Raw genomic sequence first — 24708 nt, 5'->3', positions numbered from 1 at the left:
TAAGTGAACGCTATCGAAATAGACGGAAAAGATTCGGTTTACGCATTAACTTAATCGCTGCACTGGTAAACCGGATGAACTTGCAATAACGACTTTCGCAAGAGATCTATTAAATCTATATCTCTAAAAATACGATTTTCTATATTATCTAAATCTCGAATATTCTCAGATACTGCATAAACTTCTTCAGCTCGGGCAGTAACATTAACAAGTAAAAGGAAAAATATTCCTATTAAGTATTTTAATTTTTCCATTATTAATAATTTTCAACTTTTCAAAATTATAGCATTTACCATACTTTATTTTTTTAATTAAACTAAGATGCATAACTTTAAAGTTATGCATTTTTTTCATTTATTAGCCTTTCTTCACTAAATAATGAAATTCTTTATTACCATTTTCATCCAGACGTTCTTCCTGCAATAGCAACTCATGCCCCAAATGCATACAGAATTTTGGAATATCCCACGACGTTGAATTATCCGTGGCAAACACCTCAACCACATCACCTGCCTTAGATTTACGGATCGCCTGATGCAACATCATCACTGGCTCAGGACAACGTAAACCTCGGGTATTCAATTGCAGACTTGGAATAATTTCAGTTGGGGACATCGATAGACTCAGGATGGAAAGACCGCCATATTTTAGCATAAAGCTGCGATTACATTGCTGCTTTGCATACGTGGCCAGTTCCAAAATTAGGCCTGACTCGTATGATCAAGACTCTGCATCATATTTACAATAGACAAGCGTATTTTCTGCGGTATGATAAAACCATGTTTTTTTAGATATTAAGAGTCTTCAGGAAAAATCATGCACGAGGAATCAGGCCCGTCGTGGGGTATGCGCGGCTTACGCAAATGGCTGGGAACTGCACCCGAAACTCGCGACGAACTGCTAAAATTAGTACAAGATTCACGTCGATTTTTAGAACCCGATACTGTTGCCATGCTTGAGGGCGTTCTTGACCTCCCGGCAACCAAAATTCGTGAAGTCATGACGCCTCGCACGTCCATGATCAGCTTACAGGAAGATGACCAACTGCTGGATATCCTGCATGTGCTGGTCGAATCTGCGCATTCACGTTTTCCGGTATTTTCTTCCGATCAGACCGATAATGTAGTCGGCATTCTGTTGGCAAAGGATTTATTGCCTTTTCTAACTGAACCGACGGCCAAAGTCGATATTCGCGCGCTTATGCGTCAGCCTTTGTTTGTTCCGGAAAGTGCCCGCTCCGATCAGGTTCTGCGCATGTTAAAGAATACCCAGACGCATATTGCAGTGGTGATTGATGAATACGGTACGACTTCGGGTCTGGTGACCCTGGAAGATATTCTGGAAGAAATTGTCGGTGAAATTGAAGATGAACATGACAATGCTGATGAAGAAGCATACTACATTGTTCCGGATAACGACCCGACTACCGCCAATACCTGGGTAGTCCAAGCCCTGACTCCGATTGAGTATTTCAATAATATGCTGGATGCGACTTTCCCTGATGACGAAGTGGAAACCATGGGCGGTTTGTTATTACAGGAAATTGGTCTGGTGAGTGACCTTGAAGGTCAAACCATTGAACTGGAAAACTGGCAATTTACCATTCTTGAGGCGGATTCACGCTCTATTCATCTAATTCGAGCCGTGCGCCAATGAGAGCGTATTTCGATAAGCTGTTGAGTTCGTCTCAACAGCAAAAACCTTTGCCGCTAATCTATCCTGTTTTAATTGCCTTATTTGCAGGTGCTATCTTTAGTTTGGCACTAGCCCCTTATCATTACTGGTGGCTGGCGATTCTGTCTCCAGCACTGCTCTATGCTTGCCTGCGCGGACGTAGCGCAAAACAGGCCTTTGGCATTGGCTGGGCTTATGGGATTGGCTTGTGGTTTGTCGGCGCATTCTGGCTGTATACCTCAATTCATGTCTATGGCGATACCAGTGCATTTCTCAGCGTCGTGATGATCCTGATTATGGCGCTAGTGATGGGTCTGTTTAGTGCCGTTCAAACGTTTGTCTATCGCCGCTTTTTCCCGGAAACACCTTTAACCTTTGCCCCGCTCTGGGTGCTGTTTGAATGGTCCAAGACCTGGGTCTTTACCGGATTCCCATGGCTGTTTGCTGGTTATGCCTTTACCGAACGCTACCTAGATGCTTATGCGCCATTATTCGGGGTGTTTGGGGTATCTTTCGTGGTGATCATTCTGGCCTGTGCGCTGGTTGAGATCCTGAATAGACGCCTGTTCTGGGCTATTCCTTCGGCAGTTTTATTACTCGGTGCCTGGGGCGCAGCACAGCTGACGTTTGTTGAGCAAAAAAATCAAAAGCCTTTAACGGTTTCCCTGATTCAGGGCAATATTCCGCAAGACTTGAAATGGCTAACTGAATATCAGGTGAAGACCTTATTGATTTATGCCAATTTGAGTAGAACCGAATGGGGCCGTGATCTGATCGTCTGGCCGGAATCTTCGATTCCCATGTTCCAGACTGATATTGAAGCCTTTCTGGAGGCCATGAAAGTACAAGCTGAAAAATCAGGCACTGCATGGGTAACCGGCATTCCATATTGGGATTTAGCAGAATCACAGGCTGCAGGCTATCCAAAATATTACAATAGCATTATGGCCAGCGGAAATGAATCTGATGGGCTATACAAGAAGCAACGACTGGTTCCCTTTGGTGAATATATCCCCTTATCAGGCTGGCTGAGCTGGGTCTTGCCAGGTCTGCAAAATGATCCTTCCATGAGTGGTTTTACCCGGGGCGCAGATCATCAAAAACCATTGAATGTGAAAAATCATCCATTGGGTTCTGCAATTTGTTATGAAGTGGCCTACCCGAATTTGACCCGTCGCAATGCCAGCCAAAGTGATTTTCTGGTGACCGTGTCTAATGATGCCTGGTTTACCGGCACGGCAGGACCATTACAGCATCTGCAGATGGTACAAATGCGTGCTAAAGAAAATGGCCGCTGGTTTATTCGGGCGACCAATACCGGTGTGACCGCCTTTATTGACCATAATGGTCATATTGTGAAAAAAGCCCCGATGGATCAGGAAGCCGTATTACGTGGCGAACTGCCAGCCATGCAGGGCGAAACGCTGTATATGAAACTCAGCGATTGGCCGGTCATGATCTTCTCGGTTCTGCTTTTGCTTATGGGATGGCGCTTCCGTCCACGCAAAGTGGATGTCAGCTTTAAGTCGAGAAGATAATTTCTTCAAGTCCCTTTTTACAAAAAGGGATTTAGGGGGATTTCTGAATATAGTATCTTATCAATCCCTCCTAAGCTCCCTTTACGAAAGAGAGGAACATTCAAGGCAATAAAAAACCGAGGTCACAGCCTCGGTTTTTTCATCTCTTTAAAGCTTAAAATTGTATAGCCAGATAACACAACATGCTGGCAAGAGACAGCATCGGCACATGACGATAGAGCTTAACCAGTGTCTGCTCAAATACTGAACCTTGTTCGGCTTGAATGCGAACTACACTCGCGTTTAATGCGGACCAGAAACATAGGGCCAATAAACTGCTCATCAAGCTGATAGCAAAAAAGGCCACCATAATCTGGCTGCTGCCTTCGGTGCTCTGCCATAAATGGACGATTCCCTGACTGATCGGCAGCATGCTTAAAACCAGAAGAACAGATTTCAGCATCGACCAATGAAATTGATTGATTTCATCTCCCAAGATAAATGCTTTCATGTGCTTCTCCGTTGGCGAGTCAAGTGCCATTCAGATCATTATGAGCTTTTTTAAATAAATAGAAAGTGTATGTTTATTCATATTTTACGAGAATTGTAATAGATAAATATGGGAATAATTCTTATTATAACTCGCATATCGTTTTTATTATTTCATTATCATAAATATCATTAACTTACATTATATTTGATAATTAAGAGTTATTATCACTTCACTTCGTATTGAAATAGCCTATTCAGTGAAGTGATATATGCCATCTATCGAGAATTTATAATGATTCTCAATTAAGGCTGATAATAAATATCGGCATCTGTTCCTTCACCACCCGATTGACCATCTGCACCAAATGAATACAGATCGAAGTTGCGACCATCGGTACCCGGAATCACATATTGCAGTTCATTATCCCAGCTGTCTTTTGGAAAACCGCCTTTGACATAGCCACCCGACACCCAGTTTTTTGCAGTCGCTGGCTGATTGACCAAGGCATCCAGTCCGCCTTCCTGCATACTTGGATACTTGCCATTGTCCAGCTTGTATTGATCCAGTGAACCTGCAATGCTCTGCAACTTGATCACTGTAGTATCTACTTTGGCCTTTTCACCACGTCCCATCAAGTTTGGAACAAAAGGTGCTATTAAAATACTTGTTGTGATACATATATGCATAAAAATAGTTAAACTTCCTAAAATCTTTTCCCAAATTTTATTTTCACGAACTATTAATGTGCCTTGTTTAAAATAAAGGAATAGCATGAATAGTAAATTTACTATAGGTAAAAAGATAACTATCCCCCACCCTCTTGAGATGTTGATATGATGTAAACGCTTAAGCGAGACAGGTAAAATGAGCAAGAAGCTAACAATATATATAATAAAAACTATATAAAAATTTGAAAAATCTAAAATTTTTACTATAACTATTACGCATAAATTAAAAATTATACTGATTAAGCCAACTCTTGCCGCATATGCTAATCGACTGAGGTTATCCGAAGAACTCAACATTTAACTTACAACTTTATGGTTGATAGTAAATATCGGCATCGGTTCCTTCGCCACCCGATTCACCATCTGCACCAAATGAATACAGATCAAAGCTGCGACCATCGCTACCCGGAATCACATATTGCAGCTCCTTATCCCAACTGTCTTTTGGAAAACCACCTTTGACATAGCCACCCGGTACCCAGTTCTTTGCTGTCGCAGGCTGTTTAATCAGTGCTTCCAGTCCACCTTCCTGCATACTTGGATATTTGCCGTTGTCCAGCTTGTATTGATCCAATAAACCGGCAATGCTTTGCAACTTGATCACCGTGGTATCGACTTTGGCCTTTTCACCGCGTCCCATCACGTTCGGAACGATCAGCGCAGCAAGCACACCAAGAATAACAATCACCACCATGACTTCGATTAACGTAAAGCCCGTCTGTTTATTTAATTGATTCCTTTTCATTCAATCTCTCTCATTTATTTGCATCATTCAGAATTTCCACTTGAATCTTGATCACAGCAAAATTCTAAGCGGTTTCTGTTTAAATCATATTATTCATATTCACAATTGGCAGCATGACCGCAATCACAATCACCAGAACGATACTGGCCATCAGTACCAGCATTAAAGGTTCCAACAAGGCCAGTAAAGTTGAAATCAGGGTGGTCACTTCGCGATCCTGCATCTGTGAAGCACGTTCCAGCATACGGTCCAGTTCACCGGATGCTTCACCACTTTTGATCATTTGTACCATCATCGGGGGGAAATAACCACTGCGTTCCAGTTGGGTCGCCAGGTTGCCACCTTCAGTGACTTTTTCCGCTGCCAGATTGACAGCATCACGGATCACCCAGTTGTTACTGACTGCAGCACCAATGCGCAGTGCATCGACCAGCGGCACGCCAGACTGGGTCAAAATGGATAAGGTACTGGCAAAACGTGCGGCATTAATCCCGCGTGACAATTTGCCGAATAAAGGTAATTTTAAGGTCAGACGGTCAAAGGCATAATGCCCGGCGGTGGTTCTTAAAAACCGGACCAACAGGAAAATCCCCAAAGCACCACCAATCAATAAAAATGGCCAAGCAATGCGGATAAAATCACTGGCTTTCATCAAGGCCACGGTAATCCACGGTAAGGCGTCTTTACTCTGATCAAAAGTCTTGACGATATCCGGCACCACATAGGTCATCAGCCCCATCACGATCGCAAAGGACATCAGCATCAGGATAATCGGATAGACCATTGCACCCTGAATTTTTTTCTGCATGGCAAACCGGTTTTCGGTATAGTCAGCCAACTGATCCAGAATCAGGTCCAGATGTCCGGAACGCTCACCGGCCGCAATCGTAGCAATATACAGTTCAGGAAAACGTCCGGATTGCTGCAAACCCTGCGCCAGACTATGCCCTTCTAGTACCTTGGAGCGAACCGACATCAGCAGGTTTTGTACATGCACTTTTTCGCTTTGCTTGCCGACAGCGCGGATGGCTTCTTCCAGCGGAATCGCGGCAGCGACCAGCACAGATAGCTGCCGGGTCATGAGGGCCAGATCGTAGGCGGTGATGCTTTTTTCAAACCATTTTCGACGATGCTGCTGGTCTTTTTTTTCGACAGGATCAACAGAGACCGGAATAAGTGCTTTATCCCGTAATTGTTGCCGGATCTGACGTGCAGAATCCCCCTCCAGCACGCCTTTTTGCTGCTTTCCTGAAGCATCAAGCGCAATAAACTGATATGCAGGCATTGTAATGCTCTAATTTTCCAAAATTTTGCTTAACGCTGTTGCGTCAGACCACCGAAATCATTCATATTCTTTGATATAAATTATCTGCTCACTCTAACATAATCGAACTTTAAGCACGACGAAATTTCTTCAGGATCTCCACCCCAAGATATGCAAAATTCTCACACCGATTCCAGTCTACTTTATCGCGTACGCGTTGCTGTACCTGTACATGTATTTGATTGTTTTGATTACACAATGAGTGCAGAACAATTTGAACAGGCGCAGATTGGCGCACGTGTACTGGTATCGTTTGGTCGGCAGAATCTGGTCGGGGTGATTATCGAAAAACTGCCTGCAGACACTCCTCTCGACCCACGCTTTAAGCTTAAGGCAGTAACCGAACTGCTCGATGAACGCGCCATTATAGATGCCAAAGTTTTAAGTTTGTTGACATGGTCAGCGCAGTATTACCAGTTTCCGATCGGTGAAGTCGTCCACAGTGCCCTGCCGACTCTGTTGCGTCAGGGTAAGCCTTATAACCTGCTGGCCCGTACCTGGAAATTCCTGGACCCTGATGCCGAGGCCAAAGTACGCCGTTCGGACAAGCAGCAGGAAGCTTACCGGATTTTAAAACTGCATCCGGTCGGGACCACTGAAAATGTGCTGAACATGGCCGGGATTGAAACCGCGACCTTAAAAGCGCTGGAGAAAAAAGAGATTTGCGCCTGTGTGCTGGAGCCACAAGATTTCAATCCGCAGCCGATGCAGCTGGCACAAATGCCGCTTACTGCCAATCCTGAACAAAAACATGCAGTCGAACAGGTATTAAAATATCGCAATCAATATCAAGCTTTTTTACTGGATGGTCTGACCGGCAGCGGTAAAACTGAAGTGTATTTGCAGATCATGGAACAGGTACTGAAACAGGGCAAACAGGTGCTGGTGCTGGTGCCGGAAATCGGCCTGACGCCGCAAACCATCAGCCGTTTTCAGTCCCGTTTTCATTGCCATATTGCGTTGCTGCATTCCGGGCTGAATGATTCCAAACGGCTACAAGCCTGGCAGTCGGCAGAAACCGGCAAAGCCTCAATCGTACTCGGTACACGTTCTGCCATTTATACCCCGATGCCGAATCTGGGCCTGATCATTCTGGATGAAGAACATGACCTGTCCTTTAAACAGCAGGAAGGCTTCCGCTATCATGCCCGCGATGTCGCCCTGTACCGCGGCCATTTACAGCAATGTCCGGTAATCTTAGGGTCAGCCACACCAAGCATTGACAGTTATGCGCTGGTGCAACATGGCAAGATGCAGGCACTGGAGCTGAACCAGCGTGCCGGCACGGCCTTGATGCCCAAAATCCATATTCTGGATTTAAAAGTTGCGCAAAAAAAGCATGGGATTAGCCTGCAATTGATTCAGGACATCAAAAAGCGCCTGGAGAAAAAAGAACAGGTGCTGATTTTTTTAAACCGCCGTGGCTATGCCCCCGTCCTGCTGTGTGGCAGCTGTGGCTGGCAGGCGAAATGTCCGCACTGTGATGCCAACTTCACTGTACACCGCCAGCCTTATCAGCATCTACATTGCCATCACTGCGGTACTATTCACCGTATGCCGGAACACTGCCCACAATGTCAGCATCAGGAACTGATTACACTGGGTATGGGCACCGGCAAAGTCGAAGAGCATCTGAATGAGCTCTTTCCGGATTTTGAGGTGATTCGGGTCGATCGCGATTCCACCAGTCGGGTCGGCAGCTGGCAAAAAATCTATGACAAGATTCAGAAAAGCGAACCGGCGATTCTACTCGGCACCCAGATGCTGGCCAAGGGGCATCATTTTCCTTATGTGACGCTGGTGGCGATTCTGGATATTGATTCCGGTCTGCTGAGTGTGGACTTCCGTGCTACTGAACGGACTGCGCAACTGATCGTGCAAGTGGCTGGCCGTGCCGGACGTGGTGAACATAAAGGCGATGTTTATCTGCAGACCCTCAGACCTGATCATGCCCTGCTGAACACCTTAGTGAATGAAAATTATCGCGTATTTGCCCAGCAGACCTTAAAAGAACGGCAGATGGCCAGAATGCCGCCCTACCGTTATGCCATCCTGATTCGCTGTGAATCCAAGGATCAGGCACAAAATACCGAATTCTTACAGAAACATGCAGCACTCCTCAGGCAATATCCTGATCTGGCGCTGGACATCTGGGGACCAATTCCTGCGCCAATGGAACGTAAGGCCGGACGCTATCAGTCGCATATGGTGCTATTGTCAGCGGATCGTCCACGTTTGCATTACTATGTGCGTAGCTGGTGGCAAAACATGCTGCAGGACAAACCTTCTAGCATGAAGCTCACGCTGGACATCGACCCTCAGGAACTGAGCTAAAAGATATTGCGCCTGAGGATCGATCTGGAATACGAAACTGCAAGTCTGGATCAAGAATAAATTTAGGGCAGGAAAATGTCGATACTGTTACAAATAACACTGGTTCTGGTTATTGCACTGTTGATAGTGCCACTGAGTAAAAGGCTCAGATTGCCAAGTGTGCTGGGCTATCTGTTAACAGGGATCATCTTAAGTCCAAGCCTTTTGCACCTGATTCAGACACCCGAAGTCATGAGTAGTTTCATGCAAGTCAGCCTGATGGCACTGATGTTCTGGATCGGCCTGCAACTCAGACCACAACGCATTGTGCAGATTAATCCCTCCCTGTGGATGATGGCTGCTTTACAGGTACTAATCAGCACCCTGATTTTCACGCTCATGGCCTGGGTTTTCCTTCAGCAAAGCCTACTCGCCAGCATTGTAATTGGACTCGCCGGCAGTTTGTCCGCCCTGACTTTGGTGATTCAACATCTCAATCATCAGGAACAGTTCGCCACCAGCTATGGTCAGCAAGCCTATTCGATTCTGCTGATTCATGCTCTGTTGGCCATTCTGGTGATTGCAGCCATTCCATTATTTGCCGGGATTCGCTCCACTGAACATGGCGTGGCCTATTTTGCTGCGATCATCGCAACGTTGAGTGGTCTGTTTCTGTGTAATCGTTACCTGATGCAGCCGTTGTATCGCTGGATTGCTAAAAGTGGCAGTCACGAACTGCATGCGATTGTAGCGATTGCGGTGACCTTGGCATTATTGGTGCTGATGAATACCCTCGGACTGAATCTATTTCTCGGTGCCTTATTTGCCGGCATTTTATTGGCAGATTCAGATTTCAGGCCTGCGGTAGAAAGTACGATTCGGCCTTTTCAGGGCCTGTTGATGGGCTTGGCATTTATCAGTCTAGGCATGTCACTGCACTTAGCTGATCTGCTCAATTTCCCTTGGATGATTCTCGGTGGCACCCTCATTTTAATCTTGGGCAAGTTTGCAATCAACCTGGCATTGGCGCGTTATCATCAAAATAGCTGGCGCAATAGCACCTTGTTAGCAGCCAGTCTGGCACAAGGTGGCGAATTTGCTTTACTGGCACTGGTGATTGCGGTTTCCGACCAGATTATTGCGGCTGATCTGCTCTCTCCCTTGCTGTGGATGGTGAGTTTTTCCTTGCTGCTGACCCCCGCATTTTATTGGTTATTGCACAGTCAGATCTTACCGCGTCTGGATCGCCACAATCATCTGGCAGCGACTTTTGAAACTGATATTAATCCTCAAGCCCATACACCAATCCTGCTGATTGGCTTTGGTCGCTTCGGACAAATCATCGCCCGGATTCTACTGCAACAGCAACACGCCTTTAGTGTCATGGACAGCACTGTGCCAGCCACTGAGCTTCTGGCGCAGTACGACATCCCTTTCTATCAGGCAGATGCGACAGAACCGGCAGCCTTGATGCAGGCAGGGGTTGCCACGGCGCAACAGGTCATTGTCGCCATTGATGATATTGAAGACTCGATGCTGATCGTGCGGCATCTGCGGCTGAATTATCCTGAAACCTGTTTATGGGTCCGCGCCCGTGATCGACATCATGTACATTTATTGCAGGATTTGGGCGTGAAACATATCTGGCGTGAAACTTATCTTTCCGCCTTGGAACTCAGTCAAGCCTTATTAACCCAGCTCAATCCTGACCCGGAAGAAAGCCTGCAACAGATTCAAAACTTCCGTGAACAGGATGAAAAGTTGCTCAATAGTCAATATCATCTGGATCCGGATGAACATCCAAATTATGAAAATCAGCGCAGCAGTTTGGCTGAACTGGAGCATCTGTTTACCCAGGATCAACGCCATAAAGTGCAAAAACAGGCTACACCGCAGCAACAGGATACAAACGGCGCAGGAATTGATACGTTAAGAGATGAACTGTCCTAACTTGTGTTTTACAATAATGACACCATTAAAGCAGGGTTATGGAGAATTTTATGTCTGATTTACGCCAACGCTTTTTTATTGAAGATAGCCCTGTTCGTGGTGAAGTGGTGCATCTTGAAGAAGCTTTACAAACCATTTTAGCGCAACGTGACTATGCGCCTGCAGTTAAAATCCTGCTAGGTGAAATGCTTAGTGCCACTGCACTGCTGGCCAGCACATTGAAGATTAAAGGGCGTATCAGCCTGCAAATTCAGGCATCGGGCACATTTAAATGGGCTATGGCTGAATGTAACCATTTGGGTGAAGTTCGCGCTCTGGCTGACTATGAAGAAGATCCGCACTTTCTGGTCGGTGAAGACAGTAGTACAGTGTTGAAATCACTCACCTCTCCGGTTCTATTCATCAATATCGAACCAGAATTTGGTGAGCGTTATCAGGGGATTGTACCCCTTGATAAAGAAAATCTGGCGGGCTGTCTGATGCAGTATTATGACCTGTCTGCACAGATTCCGACGCGTATTGTACTGGCAAGTGACCATCAGCGTGCAGGTGGTTTACTGATTCAGTTATTACCACGTAATAGTGAAGAAGAACAACGCCGGGTAGATGAAGACCTATGGCCACGTCTGACCATGCTCACAGAGACTCTAAAAACTGAAGAGTTAGTCGGTTTGCAAGCCACTGATATTCTGTACCGTTTATATAACGAAGAAGAAGTGCGTCTGCCAGATACGGAAGTGTTGAAGTTTGGTTGTACCTGCTCTAAAGAGCGTTGTGCAGTCGCTTTACAGCAAATCGGCATAGAGTCGATCCGTGAAACGCTGGAATTCCAGAATCCGATCGAGATGGACTGTCAGTTCTGTAATAGCCAATATACTTTTACCGCTGAAGAAGCCTTGGGTCTATTTGGTAAACACCTGAGCTAAGCAGTTCTAATCCTTAAGTTTAAAAGCATTCCTAGGAATGCTTTTTTTTATATTTTAAAACCTATGGGACTGAGTTCAACAGAGCGTATTCTCCTACAGTAGAAAACCTGTCTACCCCCTGAGTCAAACTCTCCTGTAAATCCAATCCAAAAATTCCAGTTAAATTATAAGATTATTCACATTAACAAAACCTAAATATTCATCATTTTCAAAAAATTATGAGAAAAACTGCACAGTTTATACTCTTGATTTAATTATGCTTTTAAAATAGATTAGAGCAATAATTCTAAAATGAATACATCATCAATTTAACAGGTATTTTATGAGAAAATTATTGAATACTCTAGTAATGGGGATGAGTTTAATCGCAGTTTCTAGCTTGGCCTTTGCCTATGAAGATCCATTATTGGGTAAATGGAAAACCATCGATGATCAATCGGGCTATTCTCGTGCGGATGTGGAAATTCGCAAGAAAGCAGATGGTAGTTATGAAGGGGTAATTGTCGAAACACGCAGCTTGCCTGGCGCAGAAAAAATGGGGATCTGTCATAAATGTCCAGGTCAGCTCAAGAACAAGCCTTTTCTAGGCCTGCCATTTATCTGGGATTTTAAGGCAGATCCGAAAAAGCCACGTGAATACCATGATGGCAAAGTGCTTGATCCGATCAGTGGCAAAGTTTACAAAGGTAAAGCACGCTTAAGTGCTAATGGTAAACGTCTGACCTTGCGTGGTTATGTGGGGGTATCGGTAATTGGCCGCAGTGTAACCTGGGTAAAATATTAATTTCAGAAAGATTTTCAAAGCCCCTATATCAGGGGCTTTTTTCTTTGTCATGATTTGAAACAATAAGGTACAAATAAAAACTGTTTTGGGGCAAGTAAAGTCATAATAATGGATCGAAGACGGTTATTTTTTATCCATTTATGATGATCAATCTTCAGCCTCGTTCAATTTTGCCCTTTGGTCTGCTTTGCAGCCCTGATATGGCACCCTCTATTCAACACAGGAAAGTGATTGAATACGCTTTGTCGATAACACATAAAATTATAAAAACCACTTCAGCTTTAACCTTCTTTGCCTCGCATCCTGCTGATAAAGATCCGGTCAGACCGACTGATTCATCAACTACCAGCACATCCCGACTCTTCACTCATGATCATTTGAGTCATCACTCTGAGTCTGCAGGTCCAAGGGTTGGAAAGCGTTCTATTTTAGCACCTTCCCACTCTCCGGATTTTGCACACTTGGCTGTTTAAGGAGTAGACCCATGACTACGATTCAGTACCAAGAAAGTTTTTCCCACGGTTATACCCCCTCAGAAATTATGGACGATCGTTCATTTGACTTGATCCACTTTGCAGAAGCATGTGGACAAAGCCCCGAATGGGTCATGCAGTTAATTGAACATGGAATTTTACCCAATCGTTCCACAACCCCGACCAGCACTTTCCTCGGCGAAGATATCTCGCGTGCACAACGCGCCTATCGCCTGCAACGTGATTTTGATGCCTCATTTAGCGCCGTTGCTATGATGCTCGACCTCATTGATGAGGTGCAGGAGTTACGCCGCGAGGTCAAACACTTGCACTTCAAGTAAATCCTTTTCATGTTCTGTCGATCTGCATTTTCAAGTGCAGATCAGAACATATTTATATTTAATTTTATGATTAGAGTATAAGAATCCCTATGAAAACCAAAGATTGCAATAAGAAAATCAAATACATGTTTCCCGAATACCGCGACTTGATTGTGCAACTTCGCGAGGAAAATCCCTATTTTGCCAAGTTATTCGAGGAACATAATGAGCTGGACAAAGAAATCAGCCAGCTTGAACTTGATCCAGTCAATCATATCAACAATGATATTGAGGCGATCAAGCGTAAAAAACTGAAATTAAAAGATGAAATCTATAAAATACTGACTCGAACAGCTCAAGTTGAGTGATCAGCAGAACAGAGTGTTGATTTCTACAGAGCTAATCTAAAATTGAAGTCCACTGATCTACGTGTGCTTGAAAAATAGGACAACTTTTATAAATATCGATTGATAAAGGTAGCTCTATTTTAATTTGGTCAGCTTTTCAACTTCTTTCATGGTCTCTTTCACTGATTGCTTAATCGGCTCATAGTCCAGGAACCAGAACAGATTCACGTGTTGATTCTTATGCTGTTGTGCCAGTAGATCAATCACACTGCGCTCCCCTCGGCCGACCAGATGTCTGCGATAGAAATAATACACCAGCAATACCGTGCTAATGAACATGATCATTAACATACTCCAGAACCCGACAGGAGATTTCGCCCCCGGAATAAATTCAAAGTTCATCCCGTAAATCCCGGTCAATAAGGTCAGCGGTGCAAAAATAGCGGTAATTATCGCCAAGATGCGCATATTTTCATTGGTCTGATTGGTGATTGCTGAAAAATGCAGGTCGATCGCCGCCTGAATCGAGGCACGCAAACGAACAGTGTGTTTTTGGATGCGCTCTACATGGCTGACCAGGTCATTCATTCGGACCAGCATAATATCCTGCCGTTCCGACTTCTTCTTGCCTTTCAAGTGTGGATAATTATCGATAATTTCATCTCGCAGTTCTTGCAAGGTATCAATTTGCTCTTCACAGAGATTTTCCACTTGTTGAAAAGATATGCTTTCTTGCAATAACTGGTTCCATTTAGTAAAGCGGCGATGCCCCTGTAATAACTCCTGTTGCCAGAATTCAACCCGTCGGGTTAAAGGCACACGTAAATCCAAATAACCATCCACCATGCTATTCAGCAAACGTAACGATAAATCCAGCGGGGTCATCGGGAGTTTTCGTGACTTATTTTGTTCCTGAGTGGAACGGATCACATGGGTTTCAATACGGGAAATATAATTTTTTATTGCTTTATTGCCTTGCTCACGTACTGTAATCAGCACTTGAGGAGTCATGATAAAACTAATCGGAGTAGTCGCCAGACCAAATACTTTTTCATGCTGTTCCAGCGCCTGCTCACCGCTCTCGATGTCATCATCCGGGGTAATCAGCTTGCGAAAAATAAGCAACTCATAGTCATCCATGCTATCAAATACACAAGGATGTTCTAAATTAAGAATATCGTTTACATGCAATTCGTTTAGGTATAAATGGGTCTGCTGTTCTATTTCTTTTTGCCAAGTCTCAGCCCGATTAACCACATCTGCCCGGGTATAGTCGATCCAGATAAATTCAGGTTCGGCTTGAGCAATAGGCTCTTTTTGTACAAAAATATGATGTTCGGTCGGATGTTGGTAAAAATAATAAACCTGCATTAAGACAATTCTCTATTCACAATTCTGCTTTTTGTTGTTGCAGGATAGAGCTAGGCCTTCCCCATCTATCCGTCTTAAAATTATGAGCCGAGCCGAAGACTTAAGCAATCCAATCAGTCTTTATTTGCGTAGCAGAATCTTATTGAAGGCATAAAAAAAGCCCTGAGCCAGCCAAAGTAAACACTTTGACCAATCTCAGGGCTTTTTTGTTGTTATTCACATGAGTTTTCCCATGTGAATATTTTAAGAATTAAACTTGTTCGATGTCTTTCATCGTCAATTTGATACGGCCACGGTTATCAACATCCGCAACCTGTACTTTCACTTCTTGACCTTCTTTCAATACATCTGCCACGTTCGCAATACGTTCGTTTGAGATTTGAGAGATGTGAAGCAAGCCATCAGTACCTGGCAGGATATTTACGAACGCACCGAATTCAACGATACGAATCACTTTACCTGTATAAATTGTACCTGGCTCGATTTCAGCAGTAAGTGCCTGGATCTTGGCAACTGCAGCTTGCGCAGCCGCTTTAGTTTCACCAAATACGCGAACTGTACCGTTATCTTCGATATCGATCGCTGCTTTAGTTTCTTCAGTGATCGCACGAATGGTCGCGCCGCCTTTACCGATCACATCACGGATTTTATCCGGGTTGATGTTGATCACCTGGAATGTCGGTGCGTGCATCGAAATTTCAGGACGCGCACGTGAAATCACCTGGTTCATCTCATTCAAGATGTGCATACGACCCGCATAAGCCTGGTTCAATGCAGATTCCATGATCTCTTCAGTGATGCCTTCGATCTTGATGTCCATTTGTAGCGCAGTAATACCGTTTGCAGAACCCGCTACTTTAAAGTCCATGTCGCCCAAGTGATCTTCATCACCCAAGATGTCAGAAAGAACTGCGAAACGCTCGCCTTCTTTCACTAGACCCATCGCAATACCTGCAACTGGTGCTTTAAGTGGAACACCGGCATCCATAAGAGAAAGTGATGCACCACATACAGATGCCATTGAAGACGAACCGTTAGATTCAGTGATGTCAGATACGATACGGATCACATACGGGAAGCGGTCAGCCGCAGGAAGTACAGCTTGAACACCACGACGTGCCAGACGACCATGACCAATCTCACGACGCTTAGGACCAGATTCACGACCTGTTTCACCTACAGAGTATGCAGGGAAGTTGTAGTGCAACATGAAGTTGTCAGTTTTGGTACCTGCAAGGGTATCCACCATCAACGCATCACGTGTATTACCCAAAGTCGTTGTGACCAAGGCCTGAGTTTCACCACGTGTGAACAATGCAGAACCGTGAGCACGATCCAATACGCCTACTTGTACGTCGATTGCACGAACAGTTTTGGTATCACGACCATCAATACGTGGCTTACCAGACAGGATGTTGTCACGTACGGTACGGTATTTAAGGTCTTCGAACAGCTCATTTACTTCTTCTGCAATGCCAGTTTCGTCATTTTCAGGAACGAACTGTGCAACTGCTTCTGCATAAAGCGCGTCAAGTGCCGCATAACGGTCTTGTTTCACTGCAATCGTGTAAGCTTCAGAGATTTTCGCTTCGAATGCTTCTTTCAATTTACCAAGAAGTTCTTCGTTTTTAACTGGAGCAACCCAAGTTGACTCAACCGCGCCTGCAGCTGCAGCAAATTCTTTGATCGCCTGGATCGCAATTTGCATTTCGTCATGACCGAACAATACAGCGCCCAGCATTTGGTCTTCTGAAAGCTCTTTCGCTTCAGATTCAACCATCAATACTGCAGATTCCGTACCCGCAACAACAAGATCAAGATCAGACTCTTTAAGTTGTTCAAGGTTTGGGTTCAGGATGTATTCACCGTTGATTAAACCAACGCGCGCGCCACCAATCGGACCACGGAAAGGTGTACCAGCGATAGACAATGCAGCTGAAGTACCTAACATTGCAGCAATGTCAGCATCCATGGTTTTGTCAGAAGAAATAACAGTAGCTGTAACTTGAATTTCGTTGAAGTAACCTTCTGGGAACAACGGACGAATTGGACGGTCAATCAGACGTGAAATCAAAGTTTCAGCTTCAGACTGACGGCCTTCACGCTTGCCATAACCACCCGGGATACGACCAGCAGCATATTGCTTTTCTTGATAGTTTACAGTCAATGGGAAGAAGTCTTGACCTGCTTTTGCTTTAGGCTGTGCCACAACAGCGACAAGTACTTGTACGCCGCCCATGGTGATCACAACAGTGTTTGCCTGACGGGCAACACGACCTGTTTCCAAGATAACGTTGTGCTGACCGAATTGGAATTCTTTACGAATAATATTAAACATTGACATGTTTTATTTTTTCCTAGTTCTTGTGAACAATTATTCTAGTGGAGACCCCTAAGGTTTGGCATTCATGACCATATGGACGAGTAAATGACAAAGCTTAGAAGCCGACCTCACCAGATTAAATACTATTTTTAAACACAAAGAAGGAGCGAAACATTCGCCCCTTCCACTGGCTCAGCGCAAAGCTAAGCCGACTTTAGTTTTCAGTAATACAGCACAAAGCATGCAATACACCCGAAAATAAAGTTTAAATCGAATTAACGACGTAAACCTAAAGCACCGATCAATGCTACATAACGACCGTGGTCTTTACCGTTAAGGTAGTCAAGTAGTTTACGACGTTGGTTAACCATACGGATTAGACCGCGACGGCTATGGTGGTCGTGTTTGTGCTCTTTGAAGTGACCTTGTAAGTCATTGATTTGAGCAGTTAAAAGAGCTACTTGAACTTCTGGTGAACCAGTGTCGTTTTCAGCGCGAGCGAATTTAGCCATGATCTCTGCGCGATCTGCGTTAGTTAAAGCCATTCGATTTCTCCGAGATGCTTGTATATTTTGATAAAAATCAAAGTGATGAGAATTCAAAACCTTGACTGCCGTGCATCACTACAGCAAGTTGCATATTTTAAGGGAAAACGCATCAAATTGCAAAAATAGATCCAGATTTTTGCATGGTTTTGGTCGCTCATTGATGCAGTTCAGATTCGATGACTCTTGTCCCTCAAAGATTCAGGTTTTGCATTATTTTCATGAAATAAATCCAGGATGAATTAAATATAGAAATTCATTTGAAAAGCCCACAAACCCTTTAGCTCGCTTGAATCTTCCGCTGCTCTCCATAAAAAATGGATAAAAAAAAGCCCGAGTAAACTCGGGCTTTTTGGCGCTGTAGTTCTTTCTCTTATCATTATTATTTATTGTATTATTATGGCGTTTTACGCTTATTATTATTTTCAAACATCCTGTTGAAAAATCATCTTCCTTGTGTGGTAGATTTTGCCATATTCCCACCAGACAACTAGAGGTATTTGCCTCATTTTGCTGTAAGCCATTTCGTACATCACAGAGTAAAAATTTGCATAATGTTACACAGCTCTCGTTTTATTTAACGCTATTTACTTAAGTTTACTGGCTAGCGCTGAAAATTTTTGCTAAGAAATTAGGATAAAAATCCAGCAAGCTTCCTATAAAAAAATCAGGATATAAAAAAGCCTTGTAGTCTCTCCCAAAACTACAAGGCTTAGCGGCTGTAAGTTTCCTCTTTCACTTACTTCACTGTAAGTTCGCTGTCTACCGACATTATTATTATCATTATGCGATTATGCTCAACTTTCCGTGTTGAGTTATTTTGTAGAACCAATCTTCTCAAAAACTGAGCAAAAGCTCTATGCGTCAATTTCCTGAATCCTTGTAAGCTTTTACCTACAAGATTTGATTATTTTTGCCAATTAAATTACTAGATTGTTCAATGATTTTTTGGCCCAAACCACTTTTCCGGGTAGTTCTGACACAAAGTGCCTGTGTAAAAGCATCACAATCCACCAGTAAACTGACCACTTTTTTGGCTCGAGTAATTGCAGTATAAATCAACTCTTTGCTCAATAAATTTTTTGCATATTGATCCAGCACCACGGCCGTATGGGAAAATTCTGAACCTTGAGATTTGTGAATGGTCAGCGCAAAAGCGGTTTCAATACTTTTAGGTAAACGGGTGGCTAATACCCATTTTTCCAGACTCGGGAAATACACTTCAAACTGACGTTGACCAGACTGCTCACGTAAAAAACAGATACCAATATCACCATTGGCCAGGCCCAACTGATAGTCGTTATAGCTCATCATGACGGGTCGTCCGACATACCAGTCGCCCTGTTTCAACTGACCTTGGGCTGCTAGAAAACGTTGCTCAATCTGTAGATTGATCTTGAGCAGCCCCAGATCACCAGAACGGATTGCCGTTAAAATACGGTAATCATCAAAAGTTTTGACCACCTGTTGCACATAGTGTTCAAAATCAGCTGAGTTTCGTTCTGTTTTTATGGCCTGTACATAAGCCTGATAACCATACATCAGCTGGTCATAATACTGATTCAAATTATGCGCGGTCTGTTCGGCACCAGCGAGCAGGTATTGTAACTGCAACTGGTCGATCTTCACCTGATCCAAATCGATCGCCTGTAACTCACTGGCTGCCACAATCTGCTGCTCAAATTTCTGCAAGACGTGAGAAGGCTGATGATTCTGCTGGATAAACTCCGCCATTGCGCCAATCCTGGCTCCAGGCGCAAAACGCCGCGTGGTGATTAAATTGACCCGGTTATCTTCCAGAGTCGCTACTTGCTGTAAATCTGCCAATACCGTTCCCACATCCACAGAGGCCAGCTGATCTGCATCACCGAGTAAAATCAGCCGTGCATGAGATGGTACGGCGGCCAGTAACATCTGTGACAGGTTTAAATCCAGCATCGAGGCTTCGTCGACCACGATCACATCATAAGGCAGAGGCTGCTTGGCATGAAAGCGTGGCTGTCCGCGAGTGCCCAGACCCAATAAGCGATGCAGGGTGACCGGTTGTAACTGTTTTAATTGTTCTAGCTCAAACTCTTGTAACGCTTCACTGTGCAAGGCTTTTTGCAGTGCTTCTTTCATGCGCTGTGCGGCCTTTCCGGTAGGTGCTGCCATGGCAATCCGGATATTTGGCAAGGCTTCATGCAGGACCGCAATCATATGCGCCAAGGTATAGGTTTTACCGGTACCCGGACCGCCGCTAATAATATTCAGCGCCTGCCGCGCAACCATTTCCAGTGCCAATTTTTGCTGTGGATCTGACAATAAATTGCGATCACGTTCGGATAAATCAATAGCGGCAACCGGTTGGGCTTTAATCCGAGCAATATGTGAGGCTACTGCCTGTTCCAGTTGCCAATAGCGGTACAGATATAAATGCTGATCTACAAAAATAAATGGTGCAATTCCTGCACCCTGCTGACGGCGGTCTAGAACCAGATTATGCAATAAGGCAACCTGCTGAGGATCAACTTCGATACAGCTATCTCCCGCCTGCATCGCCTCAAGCAATTGCTCGATCAAGATTTTTGCTGCCGGATCAAATGTAGCCGTACTAAACGGCGGCTGACACAGATAGTCAATCCAGGCCATTAAATTGGAGTCTTGCTGCGACACGTGATTCTGCTCATTTTCCACACAGTTATCCTCAAAGTTATCCACAGGATAATTTTCTGTTTAATCTCTATATATTTTATAAAACTGCAAAATCATGCTGATTTTTTCTGCTCAAAATAGCCCAGTATTTGATCCAGTTTTTCTATGAATTCCAGGCTCGGTTGCCAATGATAAGCCCCTTGCTGGACCTGTCCATTCATCCCGCGCAAATACAAATAGGTTGCGCCGCCCAGATGCTGTGTGATCGAATAACCCTGCATATTGGCACTCAGATAACGATGCAGCGCCACCAGATACAAAGCGGCCTGCAACCAGTAACTGGACTGGCTCATATTCTGCTGAATCGCCTCAGCACTATAGTGCTGCTGATCAGGGCCGAGGAAGTTACTTTTATAATCGGCAATATGGTAGCGCTGGCCATCGAAATACACCAGATCGATGGAACCGGTCAGATATCGCGCCGATTTGGCCTCATTAAAATCGCTCATGACTATGTCATGTCCGAGAAAAAGCTGATGGATTTGCCGAATCTGCAAAGGGGCATCGGTCAAGGACAGATAAAAAGGAAATTCTGACAGATACTGTTTAGCCTCCAGCTGCGCCAAAGCAAAATCTACCTGAATCGGAGTGGCCAGAATGTCATGTACCCAGTCATGCATCAGGTTCAGCAAAATATCTTCTGTAATCTCGTCCAACAAGCCATCAAAAGCAGTCTGGAAAATACTGTCCACATTCAGCGATTCAGTGCTTGCAGAGCGTGTGAGCTGGGCCACTTCCTGTTCAAAAAACTGGATAAAGGAGTCATCCTCCAGCCCATCGAAATACACCTGAAACTGACCTAAAAATTCTAGCAGACCCGAACGATCGAGCTGTTGTGCCGAGTGAAACAGCTGCTGCCATTGCTGGCGATAAGCTTTGCTTTGGTCATGCAGGCGAATTCCGGTCAATAACTTATAGTTCAGGCTGGACAATACGCGCTGCATACTATGACGCAATTCCTCGGCTTTGAAATCTGCCTGAGCTGTGGCCTGAAACAGGGTTCGCAGATTCACCACAGCGGCCTGATAATGCAGGGAAAAGGCCTGTTCCAGTACACTACGTATATGAAAAGCCTGTTCAAATTTTTCTTTCAGTTCCTGCCAGATTTGCGGTGCGGTATTTTTAAAACGGCGCCGGATTTCCAGATTCCAGTAACTGCTGTCCTGAAAATCGATATGTTCAAAAATGCTGTGCAAGAAAGTTCCGGCCACTGTACCTTTAGGAAAATTCAGCCTAATCCAGTCTAAGGGCACGGCTGCTGGCTGTTCTTCCAGACCGGTAAAATGAATTTCATCGGCAGCACTGTCGGGCTGTTCATAAGCCGTGACCAGATCGTCCTGCAAGATATGTCCATGTAGCTGATGCTGTGACAAAGCCGTAAAACTGGTTTTGGTTCGCGGATAAAACTGCCGCTCTGGCAAAGGTTGCGCCCGCATGTCCACCTGATGATGGTTCGACTGCTCGACCAGGCGCGGTGGCTCCTGAGACAGAGGCGGCTCGACCAGACTTAAAGCATGTTGAAACAGTTGATCTCCCTGACCACGCCAGAAGGCCAGCCCCGAATCGGACTGTGCGTTTTGATCCTGCAGCATGGCATATACTCGGTGACTGGCACGGGTCAGCGCCACATACCAGAGCCGGTGGTTTTCGGCAGCATTACGCGCTGCATTTTGCAGAATCGCCTGCTCATGCAAATTCTTGTGATTGACTGCAATCACCCGGGATTGTTCCAAGATGTTGTCCTGTTCAGGCGCAGACAGGGAAAAATTCAGATTGCCTTTATTCACATCAAAAGCAGCATCTGCTCCCAATAAAAACACCACTTTAAATTCCAGCCCTTTGGAGGCATGAATGGTCATCAGCTGCACCCCATGATCCCCAGACAGCTTGCGTTCTTTTTCGCTGTCCTTGCCTGAAGGTGACTGGAGCTGGCGTAAATACCAGTGATAGAGTTTTTGCGCCCCCTGATAATATTCGCTCTGCTGGCTCAGGATCTCGGTCAGATGGCGCAGATTGACCACCACCCGCTCATTGTCCAGACTTTGACTGGCCACCAGATTGGTCCAGACCTGAAACAGGTTCAGTGCATAATTCCATGCGGTCAAAAAGCCTTTCTCAAACCACATTTCCCGAATGATATCCAGATCCGCAATATAGCGACTGAGGCCTTCACTCTGACCTTGCAAATCAATCAGTTTTTTCAGATTAAAGCCCAGCAGACGGGTTAGTAAAGCCCGCTTGACCTTGGCCTCATTGAAAGGATCCATGATTGCCGTCAATACTGCCGCGACATCCTGTGCAATTGGACTGGCAAACACGCTCTGTTTGGATTCTTTGTAGCAGGGAATGCCCATACGCTGCAGACGCTGCTTCACCTGTTCCAGAGCAAAATGCCCAAATCCCAGTACGGCAATATCATCTGCGCTCAGGCTGTGCTGATGCTCTTGCTGCTGAAAGTACAGTTGTTGCTGGGCAGACTGATTCAGCAATGCACGGATTTTCCAGGCCACCTGATCTGCTTCCAGGTCCGATTCACCTAGCTGAATCCATCGTAAGGGCTGCGGGTTAGTGATTCCTGTATCGACCAGATCTGGATGTGGGCGACTACCCGCCTGAATCAGGGTGTACTGCACCTGTTCGCCAAAATCCATTTGCCGCTGGAACAGCGCATCAACCACTTCTACGAGCGGTTTGACTGAACGATGGTTCTGCATCAAGGTATATTCACGACCCTGCTTGTGGCGTACGTCAGCGTGTGCCTTGTTATAAGTCAGCATGTCGCCGCCGCGGAAACCGTAAATTGCCTGTTTCGGATCACCAACCATAATCATGCAACCGGACTGCACCCGGTTGACATCACGCCAGATCTTGGCCAGCAGATCATCCTGATCCTGATTGGTGTCCTGAAATTCATCAACCAGAATCAGCGGATAACGTGCCTGCACAAACTGGGCAAAACGCTGTCCCTGCTGGCCTTGCAATGCTTCCGCCAATGTACGAATTTGCTGGGAAAAAGTGGTTTCACCCTGCTGTTGCAAGGTTTGTGGCAAACGGGTCTGCACACTTTGAATAATATGAAATTCCAGATAGGTCGTAAGCTGTTGCAGCTGCTCATCCAGATACTGTTTGACCTCACACAGCGCATCAATTGCCACGATCAGACTATGTTGCAAAATCAGCTGCTGCTCTGCATCCGGACAGCTTTTGTTAAAGACCTGAGTGGTCGGCTGGAAATCGGTTTTCTTGCGGCGCAAATGGCACAGATTCAGTATAATCGGCTGCAATTCAGCATCAAAGAAACTCATGCCACCCTGATTTTTCAGGGCTGCGCTCCAGGTCATAAAGTTTTCACAAATTTCGGTTAACTTGGTCAAAAAACTCTTGTGAAAATACTTCGGACTTTCCTGACAATAACGCCGCATCACGGCAAGATCATGGTCCTGAATATTCACTAATTGACTGATGCAGGCTTCCAATTTGTTCAGGTCACATTCAGCCGGTTCGATCTTCCGAAAATGCTGCTTGCTGAAATTCAGGGCATCACGCACCAGCCCGGTATAATGCTCCACCGGTTTCAGCAGATTCTGGACATACAGATGATTGACCATATATTGTGGCTGTTGCTGAATCCAGTCACGCAGCACATCATGAATCAGCTGCTGGATATACAGATCCTGATCTTCGGTCAGTTCTGCACGTTCAATCTTGCCACTTTCAAATGCAAATTCACGTAACAGTTTCTGGCTAAAGCTGTCCAGGGTGCCGACAAACAGTTCGTCCAGCTGGTTCAGCACCAGACGTAAACGGCGACGGGCATAATCCAGCCGTGAACCATAATCTTTCAGCACCTGCTGAAATAAAGGATCGGTTTCATTCTGGATTTTTGCTGTGATTTCAACTGAATTGAGCTGCTGATGACGCTGGATATAAGCCAGCGTTTCCTCGACGCGAAGCCGTACCCGGTTTTTCAGTTCAGCCGTGGCTTTGCGGGTAAATGTCGTCGCAATCACCTGATGCGGATAATACTGGTCCAGAAAAATCCGCACCATCAGGCTGGAGAGCGTATAGGTCTTGCCGGTTCCTGCCGATGCTTCAATCCAGTGCAGGCCACGGAACTTCATGTCCTGAATCGGATTGGTGGAAATGGCTTTTTGCATCTGCTGCTTTAAGAAAGTCATACG

The 24708-nt window shown here is 45.1% G+C and carries 19 protein-coding genes; 8 read left to right on the top strand and 11 right to left on the bottom strand.

Going from position 1 to position 24708, the window contains the following annotated elements:
• Positions 1-50 precede the first annotated feature (50 nt).
• Positions 51-254: a hypothetical protein gene (locus WFH18_RS07345; protein WP_148334815.1), complete on the bottom strand. Its 204-nt coding sequence runs from the start codon at positions 252-254 to the stop codon at positions 51-53.
• A gap of 103 nt (positions 255-357) precedes the next feature.
• The gene (tusA, locus tag WFH18_RS07340) at positions 358-615 is read right to left on the bottom strand and encodes a sulfurtransferase TusA (protein ID WP_004278563.1); all 258 of its coding nucleotides are present in this window, start codon (positions 613-615) and stop codon (positions 358-360) included.
• Between the two features lie 201 nt (positions 616-816).
• On the opposite strand from tusA, the gene WFH18_RS07335 reads away from it, so the two are divergent.
• Together WFH18_RS07335 and lnt are read left to right on the top strand one after the other, a co-directional pair.
• The gene (locus tag WFH18_RS07335) at positions 817-1656 is read left to right on the top strand and encodes an HlyC/CorC family transporter (RefSeq protein ID WP_004278564.1); all 840 of its coding nucleotides are present in this window, start codon (positions 817-819) and stop codon (positions 1654-1656) included.
• Complete coding sequence (gene lnt / locus WFH18_RS07330) at positions 1653-3212, top strand: apolipoprotein N-acyltransferase (RefSeq protein ID WP_148334814.1); 1560 nt, start codon at positions 1653-1655, stop codon at positions 3210-3212. Before WFH18_RS07335 ends, lnt begins: the two co-directional genes overlap by 4 nt.
• Positions 3213-3366: 154 nt before the next feature.
• On the opposite strand, the gene WFH18_RS07325 is transcribed toward lnt, so the two are convergent.
• From WFH18_RS07325 to gspF, 4 genes are all read right to left on the bottom strand, one after another.
• Positions 3367-3702 carry a hypothetical protein gene (locus WFH18_RS07325; protein WP_148334813.1) on the bottom strand — a complete coding sequence of 112 codons (336 nt, stop codon included), beginning with the start codon at positions 3700-3702 and terminating at the stop codon, positions 3367-3369.
• 284 nt (positions 3703-3986) lie between these two features.
• On the bottom strand, positions 3987-4709 hold the full coding sequence (gene gspG / locus WFH18_RS18525) for a type II secretion system major pseudopilin GspG (RefSeq protein ID WP_420920862.1): 723 nt from the start codon (positions 4707-4709) through the stop codon (positions 3987-3989).
• Between the two features lie 13 nt (positions 4710-4722).
• Positions 4723-5157: a type II secretion system major pseudopilin GspG gene (gspG, locus tag WFH18_RS07315; protein WP_148334812.1), complete on the bottom strand. Its 435-nt coding sequence runs from the start codon at positions 5155-5157 to the stop codon at positions 4723-4725.
• A 79-nt stretch (positions 5158-5236) separates the two neighbouring features.
• Positions 5237-6442 (bottom strand): type II secretion system inner membrane protein GspF, encoded by a 1206-nt coding sequence (gspF, locus tag WFH18_RS07310; protein WP_004278568.1) that lies wholly within the window; start codon positions 6440-6442, stop codon positions 5237-5239.
• A 150-nt stretch (positions 6443-6592) separates the two neighbouring features.
• On the opposite strand from gspF, the gene WFH18_RS07305 reads away from it, so the two are divergent.
• The 6 genes from WFH18_RS07305 (at position 6593) to WFH18_RS07280 (ending at position 13615) form a co-directional block, all read left to right on the top strand.
• Complete coding sequence (locus tag WFH18_RS07305) at positions 6593-8815, top strand: primosomal protein N' (protein WP_148334811.1); 2223 nt, start codon at positions 6593-6595, stop codon at positions 8813-8815.
• Between the two features lie 75 nt (positions 8816-8890).
• A complete protein-coding gene (locus tag WFH18_RS07300; RefSeq protein ID WP_005102909.1) occupies positions 8891-10744 on the top strand; it encodes a cation:proton antiporter domain-containing protein in 1854 nt (617 codons plus the stop codon).
• Positions 10745-10794: 50 nt separating this feature from the next.
• The gene (gene hslO / locus WFH18_RS07295; protein ID WP_004278571.1) at positions 10795-11670 is read left to right on the top strand and encodes an Hsp33 family molecular chaperone HslO; all 876 of its coding nucleotides are present in this window, start codon (positions 10795-10797) and stop codon (positions 11668-11670) included.
• A gap of 322 nt (positions 11671-11992) precedes the next feature.
• Entirely contained in the window at positions 11993-12454 is a 462-nt protein-coding gene (locus WFH18_RS07290; protein WP_148334810.1) for a DUF2147 domain-containing protein, read from the top strand.
• A 484-nt stretch (positions 12455-12938) separates the two neighbouring features.
• Entirely contained in the window at positions 12939-13268 is a 330-nt protein-coding gene (locus WFH18_RS07285; RefSeq protein ID WP_004278573.1) for a chaperone modulator CbpM, read from the top strand.
• Positions 13269-13357: 89 nt separating this feature from the next.
• Complete coding sequence (locus WFH18_RS07280; protein WP_004278574.1) at positions 13358-13615, top strand: YdcH family protein; 258 nt, start codon at positions 13358-13360, stop codon at positions 13613-13615.
• A 114-nt stretch (positions 13616-13729) separates the two neighbouring features.
• Here WFH18_RS07280 and WFH18_RS07275 read toward each other — a convergent pair whose 3' ends face one another.
• From WFH18_RS07275 to WFH18_RS07255, 5 genes are all read right to left on the bottom strand, one after another.
• A complete protein-coding gene (locus tag WFH18_RS07275; protein WP_148334809.1) occupies positions 13730-14965 on the bottom strand; it encodes a magnesium transporter CorA family protein in 1236 nt (411 codons plus the stop codon).
• 250 nt (positions 14966-15215) lie between these two features.
• Complete coding sequence (pnp, locus tag WFH18_RS07270; RefSeq protein WP_016806862.1) at positions 15216-17303, bottom strand: polyribonucleotide nucleotidyltransferase; 2088 nt, start codon at positions 17301-17303, stop codon at positions 15216-15218.
• A 260-nt stretch (positions 17304-17563) separates the two neighbouring features.
• A complete protein-coding gene (rpsO, locus tag WFH18_RS07265; RefSeq protein WP_004278577.1) occupies positions 17564-17833 on the bottom strand; it encodes a 30S ribosomal protein S15 in 270 nt (89 codons plus the stop codon).
• Positions 17834-18727: 894 nt separating this feature from the next.
• The gene (gene recD / locus WFH18_RS07260; RefSeq protein WP_148334808.1) at positions 18728-20509 is read right to left on the bottom strand and encodes an exodeoxyribonuclease V subunit alpha; all 1782 of its coding nucleotides are present in this window, start codon (positions 20507-20509) and stop codon (positions 18728-18730) included.
• Between the two features lie 71 nt (positions 20510-20580).
• Positions 20581-24705 carry a UvrD-helicase domain-containing protein gene (locus WFH18_RS07255; protein ID WP_039901782.1) on the bottom strand — a complete coding sequence of 1375 codons (4125 nt, stop codon included), beginning with the start codon at positions 24703-24705 and terminating at the stop codon, positions 20581-20583.
• Between the last annotated feature and the right edge of the window lie 3 nt (positions 24706-24708).

The organism is Acinetobacter sp. USHLN143 (assembly GCF_037145695.1).
Lineage (GTDB): Bacteria > Pseudomonadota > Gammaproteobacteria > Pseudomonadales > Moraxellaceae > Acinetobacter > Acinetobacter fasciculus.
This window is presented reverse-complemented; position numbering and strand designations above follow the sequence as displayed.